Below are 13,500 nucleotides of genomic sequence, written 5' to 3'. Positions count from 1 at the left end.
CCCGGCTGCGTGAGAAGAAGGTATGAAATGCTTGGAAATTGGTCTACCGTGCGGCATTCGTCACAAAAGGTTCACTGACATGGCGAAAGAGATCGAGCGGAAGTTTCTTGTACGCGGCGATGGATGGCGTTCCGCCGTCGAGAGCAAGTCTGTCCTGAGGCAGGGTTACATCGCCTCGATGGACGACCGTTCCGTCCGCGTTCGCACCCTCGACGGCAGGAAAGCGAAGCTGACGATCAAGATTGGCCGCAGTGCCATCACCCGTGACGAATTCGAATATGACATCCCGATTGCCGATGCCGAGGAGCTGTTGCAGAGCGCGATCGGCGTCGTCATCGAGAAGACGCGCTACCGCGTCCCGCATCAGGGCTTCGTCTGGGAAGTCGACGTCTTTGCCGGCGAGCATCTCGGGCTGGTGATTGCCGAGGTGGAGATGACGGCAGAAACCGACAAACCCGTCCTGCCTGCCTGGCTTGGTCGCGAAGTGACCGGCGATTTCCGCTATTCCAACCAGGCCCTTGCCACAGAATACGAGCACGACAGGCATGGCCTATCGCATTCGGCCTGACGCCGATTTCACCGAGGCATTCCGGAGCATCGCGACCGAGCAGCTGGAAGGTGCTATTACCTTTCTCGAAGAACGGCCGGAAGGTGCGCACGAGGCGATCCATTCCTTCCGAAAAAACCTGAAGAGATTGCGCTCGCTCTACCGGCTCGTCGCACGCGAGGTGCCTGATTTCCAGGAGCAGGAAAATGCAAGGTTGCGCGACGCCGCGCGCTCGCTTTCGGCAATCCGCGACGCTGCCGCGCTCATCGGCACCGCGCAATATCTGCAGCATTCAGCCCGCGGGAAAGAGGAAAGCGAGGCGCTCGGCCGGATCGTCATCATTCTCGAGGGGCGCCGCGACTGGATGGCGGAGGCCGAAAGCGGTCTTGAACGGCAGCTGATGGAAACCTCGGACGTGCTCAGAGAGGCGATTTCCGCTCTGGATGGAATCTCCTTCGATGGCAGCCACCGCAAGAATGCCCGCATGCTGGCGAAGAGCTGGCGCCGCACGGCGCGCAAGGCTGAGGCCGCGCTCGCCAACTGCCACGGTGATGCATCGGCCGGCGATTTCCATGATCTGCGCAAACGCACCTACGACTACCGGCTTTACCACGCTCTTCTGCGCGACGTCTGGCCGGGTGCGATGAAGGCCAAGCAGGATGCGGCCAAGGAGCTCGTCGAGGATCTCGGCCGCATCCATGACCTTGCCGTACTCTGCGAACTGGTCGAAGCCGAGCCGCAGCTCTTCACCCGCAACGACGACCTGGCGCATCTTCTTGAGGCAATCATCGTCCGCCAGCAGGAAGACCGGCGGCAGGCCCTCCTCAAGGCCGAAGCCGTCTTCGCCGATGATCCCGACGAGGAATCGGAGCGTATCGAGCTTCTCTGGCTGACGGCTGCAAGTTGAGCGATGGCAGGCGCGATCCTGGAGGCGGTCGGCCGCCTGTGCGGAAGGCAATTGCGCGACCGGTCAATTTTCTGTATTTCCGGCGCATGACCGACAGCCTGACACACACCGGCCCGTTCCTCGTAGCGGCGCTCTACCATTTCGTATCCGTGCCGCGCTTTGCCAGCTTGCAGGCCCCGCTGCAGGCGCTGTGCGAGGAAAACGGCGTCAAGGGAACGCTGCTTCTGGCGCATGAGGGCATCAACGGTACGATCGCGGGACCGGATGCCGGCATTCACGCCGTGCTCGCCTTCCTGCGCGTCCAGCCGGAATTTGCGGGCCTGGAGCACAAGGAAAGCCGCGCCTCGAAAATGCCCTTCCTGCGCATGAAAGTGAAGCTGAAGAAGGAAATCGTCACCATGGGCGTCGAGGACATCGACCCCAACAAGGTGGTCGGCACCTATGTCGCGCCCAAGGACTGGAATGCGCTGATCTCCGATCCCGATACGATCGTCATCGACACCCGCAACGACTATGAGACGGCGATCGGTGCTTTTCGCGGCGCGCTCGACCCCAAGACCAAGACATTCCGCGAATTTCCGGATTGGGTGCGCCGGAATACGGGACTGCACAACAAGCCGAAAGTCGCCATGTATTGCACCGGCGGCATACGCTGCGAAAAGGCCACTGCCTTCATGAAGGCCGAGGGTTTCGACGAGGTCTATCATCTGAAGGGCGGCATCCTGAAATATCTGGAGGAAGTGCCGCAGGAAGAAAGCCTCTGGGAGGGCGCCTGCTTCGTGTTTGATGAGCGTGTATCCGTCGAACACGGGCTGAAGGAGGGTGAGCACCGGCTGTGCCACGCCTGCCGCAACCCGATCACATCAGAGGAAATTGCCTCGCCGCTTTATGAGGAAGGCGTTTCCTGCAGCCACTGCTATCCAAGACGCACAGAAGAAGACCGGCTGCGCTACCGTCAACGGCAGCATCAGATCGCGCTGGCAAAAAAACGCGGCCAACGGCATATCGGCAGCTGAGCTTGTTGCTGTTGAATGAGCTTTGCGCCCAGAATTTCGCCGTCAGGCCGCGCCGAGACGGCACGGGGTTGACTGTTCCGCAGTACGAAGCTCGTTGAGCATCTCGGTGATTCGCTCGGCCGCCGCAGGCTTTCCGAACAAATAGCCCTGCAGACAGTCGCAGCCGAACAGGCGCATGGCGACCGCCTGCCCCTCGGTTTCGATGCCTTCCGCCGTCACCGGGATATCGAGCGAGCGGGCGAGCGCCACCGTCGCCTGCAGCATTTCGCGCTGGCGCTTGTCCTCGTTGACGCCCATCACCAACGAGCGGTCGATCTTGATGCGGTCGAAGCCGAACTGCCGGAGATAGCCGATCGATGAGAAGCCGGAACCGAAGTCGTCGAGCGCCACCTTGACCCCCAGACCTTTCAGCCGCTCGATCGACTGGCGGGTACGCTGCGGATTCTGGATCATATACCCTTCGGTGATCTCGAGAGTGATGCGGCTGGCCTCGATCTCCGTCTGCTTCAACACGTAGCGCACATAGTCGGTGAAGGCTGGATTGCGGAACTGGCCGGGCGAGACATTGACAGATACGTTCAGCTCCGGCCACTGCTTGGCCGTCTCGCAGGCCTTGCGCAGCACGAACAGGCCGAGTGATTCAATGAGGCCGCTGGTCTCGGCGATCGGAATGAACACCTCTGGCGAAACCGGGCCGTGGCCCGGACGGTTCCAGCGCACCAGCGCCTCGACGCCGGTCAGCGCATGCGTGGCCGCATCGACCAGCGGCTGATAGGCAAGGGTCAGATCACCGCTTTCAATGGCGATTCTGAGATCGAGTTCCAGAGCATTGCGCTGCTGCCGGTCCGCATCCATCGACGGGTCGTAAAGCGTCATGCGCGCACGGCCCGCCTCCTTCGCCTTATACATGGCAAGGTCGGAACGGCGCACCAGTTCCTCGCGATCGATTGCGCCGGCAGGCGACATGGCGATGCCGATGCTGGCGCCGACGACGACGACACGGCGACCGATCTCCAGCGGCTCGACGAGAAAATCGAGGATCTGCTCGGCGAGCTGCAGGGCGGCGGCGTTCTCGCCATCGGAGAGAAAGGCGATCGCAAATTCATCGCCGCCGATGCGGGCTAGAACTGCGCCTTGCGGGATCAATACCTTGAGGCCGGCCGCGACCGCGCGGATCAATTGGTCACCGGTGCCGTGTCCATAGCTGTCATTGACTTCCTTGAAACCGTCGAGATCGAGATAGAGGAGCAGCACGTTGCGTTTGCTCTGGCGCGCTTCGAGGACACAACGATCGACGGCGAGCCCGAGGCCGTCGCGATTGGAAAGGCCGCTCAGCCTGTCGCGCAGCGCCTCTTCGCGCGCGCTGTTTTCCTCCGCCTTCAGGCGTCGGCCGACCAGCCAGCCGATGGCCAGAAGCACCCCGAAGAAAAGCCCGACGAGACCGAGTGCCTCGATGACCATCGGTCGTACCTGCGCGTAGGCAATATTGCCGGGTGAGCGCGAATTCCAGACGAGCTTGCCGATCGTTGCCCCCGACGGATCGGCGATAGGTACAAAATATTCTGCCTCGAAACTCGGCGGCGCCAGCCTCAGTCCGCCGATCACATAGGTCTGGCCGAGTCCGGCCACCCTGTCGTCATCGAGATGGCGTGCGAAAATGAGATACCGGTGCTGCCCGGCGGGCGCATCAAGCGCGCCGGATTTCTTCCGCACCAATGCCACGCCGACAGCGGCAATGCCGCGTTTGGTGGTGATGAATCCGACTGCCTGGGGCGAATCGGCCGGACCGGCCGCCTTGACCACGTCGAACAGCTTCCACAGCGAAGGCGCGAAGAAATCCGCGGGCGGCTCCTCCATCGGTTTGCCGTCGCGATACGCCATGATCGAGTTCTTCGCATCATCGACAACGATTGCCATGTCGAAAAGTGAGCTGTTGACCGACATCTCGCCGTAGTTGCTAACCGTCCACGCCATGCCATCCGACGCATAGACGTTGGCGGCGGCATCGTCCCAGGCGGCATAATCGTCGAGCGTCGCACCGAGCTGATCCTCGAAGGTCTTCAACGCGCCGATTGTCGTTTCGCGCGAGCGCTCGTCATCAAGGACATTGGCGTTCTCAGCCACGCGTTCGAGTGCCGTCAGCACCATGATGGTGGCGACCGCGACGATGACGGCGAAGGAGAGCAGCACGCCCGTGACGGTGACGTCACGGCCTATTCCCGATCCCCTGCCCTGCAATTTTCCGAGTATCTGCATTCCTGCTCCCTGACCAGCGGAGTTTGCCAGTCAAGGGTTCAGAAACGTTTAAGCAACCGCCTGTTGCAGCTTTCCGCTGGTCTATTTTTTCAGTTTGCTATGCTGAGCCGGCGTGTGATTGCCTTTCGGAAATTCAGCCGCGAGTGCGCGATACCATTTACCGCTCTTCTTCACCGTGCGCCGCTGCGTCTCATAATCGACATGAACGAGACCGAAGCGCATGCGATAGCCTTCCGCCCATTCGAAATTATCCATCAGGCTCCAGGCAAAATAGCCGCGCATGGGGTAGCCGTCTTTGATGAGGTCGGCCACGACATCGAGGTGACCGCCGAGATAGTCGAGGCGCATCGTATCGTCGACCTCGTCCCCGACGACACCGGTATTGTCACAGGCGCCGTTCTCGGTGATGTAGCATTCCGGCAGGTCGTAGCGGCGATAGAGGTCCTCGACCAGGAGCTTCAATCCGGGCGCATAGATTTCCCAGCCGATATCGGTCTTGACGTCGCTTGCAGGCGGCGCTTTCACCGTCCAGGGGAAGTCGCCTTTTCGTTCGGCATCGTCGGTGACGCGCTCGGGCGTGTAATAATTCAGACCCCACCAGTCGAGCTTCTGACTGATGAGCTTCAGGTCCCCGTCATCGATCACGGGCATGCGGTCCCCGAGCGCCTCGACGAATTCGTTCGGATATTCGCCCTTGAAGACGGGATCGAAGAAGGCGCCGTTGTGGAACTGATGCGCCCGTTCGGCGGCTGCCAGATCGGCCGGGCTGTCGGAGCCCGGGATGACCGCGGCGGCGTTGAGCACGAGCCCGACCGGCACATTGGGAGCTTCCGAACGGATTGCCTCGACACCGAGGCCATGGGCGAGGTTCATGTAATGCATGGCGTGAAGGGCAGCCTGCATGTTGCGCTCACCCGGAGCATGGATGCCGTAAAGGTGGCTCAGCCAGACGATGCACCAGGGCTCATTGAATGTCGCGACGGCGTCGAGACGATCGCCGAGGCGGTTCATCACAGTCTTGGCGTAGCGCTGATAGGCATAGGCGGTCGAGCGCGCCGTCCAGCCGCCGTCGCCGGCGAGCATCAGAGGCAGGTCCCAATGGTAGAGCGTCGCGAAGGTCCTGATCCCGCGCGCCTTGCAGCCATCGACCAGCCGATCGTAGAAATCGAGGCCCGCCTCGTTCACCGGGCCCGTGCCCTCCGGGACGATCCGCGGCCAGGCAATGGAAAAACGGTAGGCCTCAACGCTCATGTCCTTGATGAGATCGAGGTCTCGCTCCAGGCGGTTATAGTGGTCGCAGGCAATGTCGCCGTTGTCGCGGTTATAGACGCGGCCGGGCATGTTGCAGAAGGCGTCCCAGATCGACGGCTTGCGGCCATCGGCCTTGCTGGCGCCTTCGATCTGGAAGGCGGCGGTGGCAACGCCGAAGGTGAAATCACCGGGAAAGCGGCTTGCAAGCGTCTTGGCGTCGATCATCTGTATCCCCCGGCTCTCAGCAATGTGGGTTGCCCGTGGGCCGGATTTAGCCAAGCCGGCAAGCAAAGTACAGGTGCTGGGGAAGAAAAACTGCAACGTTGCAGGACTAGTGACAGAACGGCATCGTTCCGTCGCCTCGGTCGCCATACTTTCGGCCCCCACGCTCTCATAACGCGAATGTCAGCAGTCGTGACTTGCTGCCGAGCCCATGATCACTACACAGCGAAGACATCACAACGTGAAAGGAATCCCATGCTGTCTTCGATCCATCTGCTGCAGCCGCATCTGCTGAGCCTGCTGCGCCTCGTCTCGTCGCTCGTGCTTTTCAGCTACGGAACGCAGAAGATTTTGCACTTTCCGGCCGCGGCAAGCGTGCCGCCGATGGGCTCGCTCTCCTGGATCGCCGGGCTGATCGAACTCACCCTCGGCTTCGTCGTGGTGATAGGATTCCAGACACGCATTGCAGCCTTCGTACTCTCCGGCCTGATGGCCTTCGCCTATTTCCTCGGCCATGCGGGGAAGAGCTTTTATCCCGCGCAGAACGGTGGCGTCGCCGCGATCCTGTTCTGCTTCGTGTTTCTCTATTTGGTGGCGGCAGGCGCCGGCCCGCTCAGCATTGACGGCCTCATGAAGCGCAACCGCGCTGCGGCCTGAGGCCTGACGGACAAGCCGAGGCGGCCCAAGACCGCCGCGGCATTTCCTGCGACTCCGCGCCATCCGACGCACGGATCGCCAAAGATCAGAGCTTGACCCAGGCGCCGTTTTTCTTGGACGAGGCAACACAGGCCTCGACGAAGGCGACACCCTCCACGCCGTCGTCGACTGTGGGATAGACCACCGCCTTATCGACTTCCTTGCCCCTCTTGCGGGCGTTGATCGCATGCGCGGCTTCCGTATAGATCGTCGCAAAGGCTTCGAGATACCCTTCCGGATGCCCTGACGGCACGCGTGACACGCGCCCGGCAGCCGCTCCGGCGCCGGCGCCGCCGCGGGTGATCAGCCGCTTCGGCTCGCCGAAAGGCGTGTACCAGAGGTAATTCGGGTCCTTCTGGGTCCATTCCAGCCCGCCCTTGCTGCCATAGACGCGCACCATCAGGCCGTTTTCATGGCCCGGCGCCACCTGGCTGCACCAGAGCATACCCTTAGCCGGCTTCTCCGCGCCCTTCGCCTTGAAGCGCAGCATGACATGGGCGTTATCGTCCAGCCGGCGGCCGGGAACGAAGCTGTCGAGGTCGGCGGCCAGGCTGTCGAGTTCCAGTCCGGTAATGAAGGAGGCAAGATTATAGGCATGTGTGCCGATATCGCCTGTAGACCCGCCGACGCCGGACTGGGCCGGATCGGTGCGCCAGGCAGCCTGCTTCTGCCCGGTCTGCTCGACCGCTTCCGTCAGCCAATCCTGCGGATATTCGGCCTGGACCACTCTTATATCGCCGAGTTCGCCGTTCGCGATCATCTCCCGCGCCTGGCGGACCATCGGATAGCCGGTGTAATTATGCGTCAGCACGAAGAGCGCGCCGCTCTCGTCGGCCACCTTCTTCAGCTTCTTCGCATCGGCGAGGTTCGATGTCAGCGGCTTGTCGCAGATGACATGAATGCCGCGTTTCAGGAATTCCTTGGCCGCGTCATAGTGCACATGGTTCGGCGTGACGATCGCCACCGCCTCGATGCCGTTCTTCAGCTTCGCCTCGCGGATCGCCATCTCGCGGTAGCTGGAATACGTCCGCGACGGGTCGAGGCCAAGGTCGCGGCCGGACTGAACCGCCTTCTCAGGCGTCGACGACAGCGCGCCGGCGATGAGATCGTACTGATCGTCGATGCGGGCTGCGATGCGGTGCACTGCACCGATGAACGCGCCCGCGCCGCCGCCCACCATGCCAAGCCGGATGCGCGGCTCGCGGGTCTGTTCGGATGATGCTTCGATTGCCATTCTTGTCCTCCTGAAATTGAATCTGGTGCGGGTGCGCCCCTCATCCGGCTGCTGCCCCCTTCGCCCCGCAAGCGGGGCGGAGGCGATATGCCGCAGCGGCTTTTCCGCTCTCAACGTTTGGTCGGGCAAGTCCCCTCTCCCCGTTTACGGGGAGAGGGTTAGGGTGAGGGGCACCCACCAGATGCCCTGTTTAGGAAAGCCCCAGCATCCGCCGATTGGCCGCTTGGTCCGTGCCGCCGGCGGCAAAATCGTCGAAGGCCTTTTCCGTGACGCGGATGATATGGGCGGCGACGAATTCGGCCCCCTCGCGGGCGCCATCCTCCGGATGCTTCAGCGCGCATTCCCATTCGACCACGGCCCAGCCGTCGAAATTATTGGCCGTCATCTTCGAGAAGACCGCGCCGAAATCGACCTGGCCGTCGCCGAGCGAGCGGAAGCGGCCGGCGCGTTCCACCCAGCCCTGGTAACCGCCGTAAACGCCCTGGCGCCCGGTCGGATTGAACTCGGCATCCTTGACGTGAAACATCTTGATGCGGTCCTTGTAGATGTCGATGTTCTCGAGATAATCGAGGCACTGCAGGACATAATGCGAGGGATCATAGAGCATGTTGGCGCGGGAATGGTTCTTCACCCGCTCCAGGAACATCTCGAAGGTGATGCCGTCATGCAGGTCTTCACCCGGATGGATCTCGTAGCAGACGTCGATGCCGTTTTCATCCGCATGGTTGAGGATCGGCGTCCAGCGGCGGGCAAGTTCGTCGAACGCGGTCTCAACCAGGCCGGCGGGACGCTGCGGCCAGGGATAGATGAAGGGCCAGGCAAGCGCCCCGGAGAAGGTCGCATGCGCCTTGAGGCCGAGGTTTTTCGATGCGGTCAGCGCCAGCTTGACCTGCTCGACCGCCCATTCCTGGCGCGCCTTCGGGTTGCCGCGCACCTCGGGGGCCGCGAAGCCGTCGAAGGCTTCGTCATAGGCCGGGTGAACGGCGACGAGCTGGCCCTGCAGATGGGTCGAAAGTTCGGTGATTTCGATGCCGTTTTCGCGGGCCTTGCCGGCGAATTCGTCGCAATAATCCTTCGACGTCGCGGCCTTCTTCAGATCGATCAGCTGGCTTGTCCAGGTCGGCACCTGGACGCCCTTGTAACCGATGTCGGCCGCCCATTTGGTGATCGCGTCCCAGGAATTGAAAGGCGCGGTATCGCCCGCGAACTGGCCAAGAAAAAGGCCGGGGCCCTTGATCGTCTTCATGTCAGATTCCTCCCTGAACATCGACCGTAAACGTTTCTGAAAACTTGTAGCACGCATTTTGACGGGTGCAAGGCGCTTCCTTGTCCTGCCTCGCGGATTTGGCGCGAGGCCAGATGCGATATGGTTGCGAGCTAATCATGATGGGCGTTGGCGGGCAAGAGGTACGTGCAGCATTTTCAGCGCCGCGCCGCATGCGCGCATAAAAATGCGCCCGTCCTTTCGAACGGGCGCGTCTTTCGGTCGTCGGATCAGAACGGAGAATCCGGGAAGTAGAAGTTCTTGGCATTCTCCTTGGTGACGAGCGTTGCGTCGAGGATGTAATTGCCGTGAACCGGGACCTGATCGTAGAGCGCCGCCGCCGTCAGCTCCATTGCCGTGCCGACCATTGCCGGCGGATAGAGAACGTCGACCGGGATCAGCTTGTCGCCGTCCATGACCTTCTTGACCATGTCCTTGGAGCCGGCGCCGGCGACGACATATTGAATGTCGGTGCGCTTGGCCTGCTCGATCGCCTGCAGTACGCCGACGGCCATATCGTCGTCCTGGCACCAGACGACGTCGATTTTCGGGTACTTCGTCAGGTAGTCCTGCATTACTTTGAAGGCGTCGTCGCGGTTCCAGTTGCCGTACTGGCGGTCGAGAACCTTGACCTTGGAGCCGGCGATACCCTTGTCGAAGCCATCCTGGCGCTGCTGATCGATCGGGATCGGCAGACCGCGGATAACGACGACCTCGGCTTCCGGCGTCTTTTCGGCAATGTACTTGCCGGCGACTTCGCCGAGTGCCGGGTTGTTGCCGGCGACGTAAAGATCACGCACGGAATTATCGTTGTTCGACGGCGCGCGGTCGACAAGTGCTACGAACTTACCCTTGTCCTTGACTTCCTTGATGGCGTTGACGAGCGGATCCGGGTCCGACGGCAGGATGACCAGCGCGTCGATGCCCTGTGTATCGAGGTCCTGCACGGCGTTTGCCTGCGTCGCGGCATCCGGTGAAGTCTTGACGATGACGTTCAGGCCCGGATGTTCGGCCATCAGTTTCTTGGCGATACGCTCGGCATGGAACACGACGCCAGAAGTCCAGCCGTGGTCGGCGGCCGGAATGGACACACCGATCGTGTAGTTCTTGTCCTGGGCGTAGGCTGCGCCGGCAAAAGCCACCCCCGCAACAGCCAGACCCAACATGAGCTTGCGCATGCTTATTTCCTCCCAAAAATATCAGGGACTTGTCCAATTCGAGCCGGGTGCCCCGTGAAGCCCGGCCAATCCGAGAAGCTCTTTGCCTTAGGATTTGCGAACCAGCGACCGCTGCACCAGCATGGCGATGATGATGATTGCACCCTGGATCGCGCCGATGAGATACTCGCTGATGAAGTTCGAAAGCAGCATGATGTTGCCGACGAGTTCGAGAATGAAGGCGCCGCAGATGGTCCCCCAGACCCGGCCGGCGCCGCCCTTGAGCGCCGTGCCGCCGACGACGACGGCGGTGATGGCCTGCAACTCCCACAGGATACCGGTCGTTGCCGAGGTGGAACCGAGACGCGGTACATAGAGCAGCACGGCGATCGCCACGCAGAGTCCCTGGATAACGAAGGCAATCGTGCGCACGCGGTTGACTGCAATGCCCGAATAGCGCGCGACGTCGCTGTTCGAACCGACAGCCACGACATGGCGGCCGTAACGGGTGCGATAGAGGATAAAGGCTGCAATCGCGGTGACGACGAGGATTACCACGATCGGCACGGGAACGCCGAGAATATTGCCGAAATAGGCTGGGCGGTAGAGCGTCTGGATTTCACTCGAGCGCAACGTGATCGCGCCGCCCTGCGACAGCCAGGTGGTCAGGCCGCGATAAATGCCCATTGTGCCGAGCGTGGCAATGAAAGGCTCGATCTTGCCGACGGTGGTGATGAGGCCGTTTGCGAGGCCGCAAAGAGCCCCCGCCATCACCGTAAAGACCACCGCTGCCGTCAGCATCAGCACCGGATCGGCAATGACGCCTGAATTAATGAGCAGGATCATCAGACTGGCGACGAAGGCGACCATCGAGCCGACGGAAAGGTCGAGGTCTCCGGACGAGATCACGAAAGTGGCGCCGACCGCGATGATGGCGATGAAAGCGCAGCGCGTCGCGACGTTGGCAAGATTGGTGATGCCGATGAAGTTCGGATTGACCAGTGCGCCGACGACGAGAAGCAAGGCCAAGGCGGCAAACGGTGCAACCGCGCGCAGATCAACGTCACGCCAGGACCTGCGCCGGATCGCCCTGGTCTCCTCGTTAATGCTCATGTCCAAAACCAACCTCCCGTCCCAGATCGTCTGGGTATCCTATTTATTGTCCGCGTCGGCGAAGTCTTGCTCCGCCCTCACGCAGCCACCTTCTTTTTGAGCCCGGCGGCGTAACGCATGATCTCCTGCTCGGAAATCTCGTCGCCCTCGAGCACGCCGACGATCCGCCCCTCGCGCATGACGGCCACTCTCGTGCAGAGGCCGATGACTTCAGGCATTTCCGACGAAACGACGATGATCGACCGGCCGTCCCGGGCGAGCGCCGAAATGAAATGATAGATCTGCTGCTTGGTGCCGACATCGATGCCGCGCGTCGGCTCGTCGATGATGATGATGTCGGGATCGGTCTCCATGACTTTGGCGAGCAGCAGCTTCTGCTGGTTTCCGCCCGACATGCGGCCCGCGACGATAGCGCTGTCGCGAACCCTGATGTCGAAACGACGTTTGGCTTTCGCCAGTGCGGCCGCCTCGCTGCTCGGGCTGAGATAGCCGTGGCGCGAATGCCGTCCGAGCGATTGCAGCGTCAGATTGGTCGCCATGCCGGAGCGCAGCAGTAGACCCTTCGACTTGCGGTCTTTGGTCATATAGGCGAGGCCGCAACGATTGGCCGCGTGCACGTCGCCGGAGGGAACCGTTTGCCCTTTGATGACCACCTCGCCCTCGAGGCGGGGCCGCAGTCCCGCAATCGCCTCCATCAGCTCGGTACGGCCGGAGCCGATCAGGCCGGAAAACCCGATGATCTCGCCCTTGCGCACTTCGAAGCTCGCATCCCTGACATATCCCGTCGACACCGAAGAGACGCTGAGGACGATCTCCTCGTCGACATTGGGCTCGACCTTGGCCGGATAGAGGCTGGAAAGCTCGCGGCCGACCATCAGCTGCGCGATCGATTCGCCATCCAAAATGGCGGTCGGCGACGTCTTGATCCACTGGCCGTCGCGCAGCACCGTCACCCGGTCGGTCAGCTCCATCACCTCGTCGAGCTTATGGGACACGAAGACGAAGCTCGTGCCCTGGTCGCGAAGCTTGCGGACCTGCTTGAACAGCATATTGGTCTCTTCCCGCGACAACACGGCGGTTGGCTCGTCCATAAAGACGACACGGGCATCGCGACTGATCGCCTTGGCAATCTCGACCATTTGCTTGTCGGCGATGGAAAGCGTGCTGATCAAGGCATTCTCATCGACATGCGAACCGAGCACGTCGAGGACCTTGCGCGTTTCAGCCCGCATATACCTACGGTCGAGCACGCCGAGACGCGTAACCTCGCGACCGAGGAATAGGCTCTCGGTCACGGTCAGATGGTCGGCGAGGTTGAATTCCTGATGAATGATGACGATGCCGAGCGCTTCCGCAGCGCCATTCGGCGGCAGCACCAAAGGCTTGCCGTCGAGCAGGATTTCGCCGGAACTCGGCTGTTCGAAACCCGAGAGCACCTTGACGAGGGTGGATTTGCCGGCGCCGTTTTCGCCCATGAGCGCATGGATTTCGCCGGCGCGGAGATCGAAGTTGACGCTGAAGAGGACCTGCACGCCGCTGAAGGATTTACATATGCGCCTGGCGGACAGCACCACGGGTGCGGTGTCGGCGATCTCCACGGTCATTATGCCCTCCCCTAGAGCGCCGCACCCGGCAACGCTCCGCTTTGAACTAGCGCACATTTTCCTTGTGAAAACCGCCTTGGGCTCTCAAACAGGCACGCGCATGCGGCTCCCGACCGCTTCGAGCCTTATGTAAACCTTTACATAAAGCATGTAAAGGTTTACATCGTGGATTAACACAGATGAGTTGACGCTTACCTTTGACCTCTCGACAAGTCTGTGTAGTGTCGCGGCGA

At 61.5% G+C, this 13,500-nt stretch carries 11 protein-coding genes; 4 read left to right on the top strand and 7 right to left on the bottom strand.

Annotated elements, in window-relative coordinates; genetic code table 11:
- The first annotated feature begins 79 nt into the window (after positions 1–79).
- The 3 genes from HJC04_RS12770 (at position 80) to HJC04_RS12760 (ending at position 2,470) form a co-directional block, all read left to right on the top strand.
- Complete coding sequence (locus tag HJC04_RS12770) at positions 80–568, top strand: CYTH domain-containing protein (protein ID WP_210629791.1); 489 nt, start codon at positions 80–82, stop codon at positions 566–568.
- Entirely contained in the window at positions 546–1,454 is a 909-nt protein-coding gene (locus tag HJC04_RS12765) for a CHAD domain-containing protein (RefSeq protein WP_210629790.1), read from the top strand. Before HJC04_RS12770 ends, HJC04_RS12765 begins: the two co-directional genes overlap by 23 nt.
- Positions 1,455–1,540: 86 nt before the next feature.
- Positions 1,541–2,470 (top strand): rhodanese-related sulfurtransferase, encoded by a 930-nt coding sequence (locus HJC04_RS12760; protein WP_221146498.1) that lies wholly within the window; start codon positions 1,541–1,543, stop codon positions 2,468–2,470.
- A 42-nt stretch (positions 2,471–2,512) separates the two neighbouring features.
- Here the strand turns inward: HJC04_RS12760 and HJC04_RS12755 are convergent, their stop codons facing one another.
- Both HJC04_RS12755 and HJC04_RS12750 read right to left on the bottom strand, forming a co-directional pair.
- Positions 2,513–4,726, bottom strand: a complete 2,214-nt coding sequence (locus HJC04_RS12755) for a bifunctional diguanylate cyclase/phosphodiesterase (RefSeq protein WP_221146372.1) — start codon at positions 4,724–4,726, stop codon at positions 2,513–2,515.
- 81 nt (positions 4,727–4,807) lie between these two features.
- Positions 4,808–6,202 carry a GH1 family beta-glucosidase gene (locus HJC04_RS12750; RefSeq protein ID WP_221146370.1) on the bottom strand — a complete coding sequence of 465 codons (1,395 nt, stop codon included), beginning with the start codon at positions 6,200–6,202 and terminating at the stop codon, positions 4,808–4,810.
- A gap of 252 nt (positions 6,203–6,454) precedes the next feature.
- Between HJC04_RS12750 and HJC04_RS12745 the strand changes: the two genes are divergently transcribed.
- Positions 6,455–6,856: a DoxX family protein gene (locus tag HJC04_RS12745; RefSeq protein ID WP_221146369.1), complete on the top strand. Its 402-nt coding sequence runs from the start codon at positions 6,455–6,457 to the stop codon at positions 6,854–6,856.
- 85 nt (positions 6,857–6,941) lie between these two features.
- Here HJC04_RS12745 and HJC04_RS12740 read toward each other — a convergent pair whose 3' ends face one another.
- From HJC04_RS12740 to HJC04_RS12720, 5 genes are all read right to left on the bottom strand, one after another.
- Positions 6,942–8,129 (bottom strand): Gfo/Idh/MocA family protein, encoded by a 1,188-nt coding sequence (locus HJC04_RS12740; RefSeq protein WP_221146368.1) that lies wholly within the window; start codon positions 8,127–8,129, stop codon positions 6,942–6,944.
- A gap of 190 nt (positions 8,130–8,319) precedes the next feature.
- A complete protein-coding gene (locus tag HJC04_RS12735; RefSeq protein WP_210629784.1) occupies positions 8,320–9,375 on the bottom strand; it encodes a sugar phosphate isomerase/epimerase in 1,056 nt (351 codons plus the stop codon).
- Positions 9,376–9,623: 248 nt separating this feature from the next.
- The gene (locus tag HJC04_RS12730; protein ID WP_011426857.1) at positions 9,624–10,571 is read right to left on the bottom strand and encodes a substrate-binding domain-containing protein; all 948 of its coding nucleotides are present in this window, start codon (positions 10,569–10,571) and stop codon (positions 9,624–9,626) included.
- Between the two features lie 87 nt (positions 10,572–10,658).
- Positions 10,659–11,663 carry an ABC transporter permease gene (locus HJC04_RS12725; protein WP_221146366.1) on the bottom strand — a complete coding sequence of 335 codons (1,005 nt, stop codon included), beginning with the start codon at positions 11,661–11,663 and terminating at the stop codon, positions 10,659–10,661.
- Between the two features lie 77 nt (positions 11,664–11,740).
- Entirely contained in the window at positions 11,741–13,267 is a 1,527-nt protein-coding gene (locus HJC04_RS12720) for a sugar ABC transporter ATP-binding protein (RefSeq protein WP_221146364.1), read from the bottom strand.
- Positions 13,268–13,500: the final 233 nt, after the last annotated feature.

The sequence above is a fragment of the Rhizobium sp. NLR8a genome, assembly GCF_019685235.1.
GTDB lineage: Bacteria > Pseudomonadota > Alphaproteobacteria > Rhizobiales > Rhizobiaceae > Rhizobium.
This window is presented reverse-complemented; position numbering and strand designations above follow the sequence as displayed.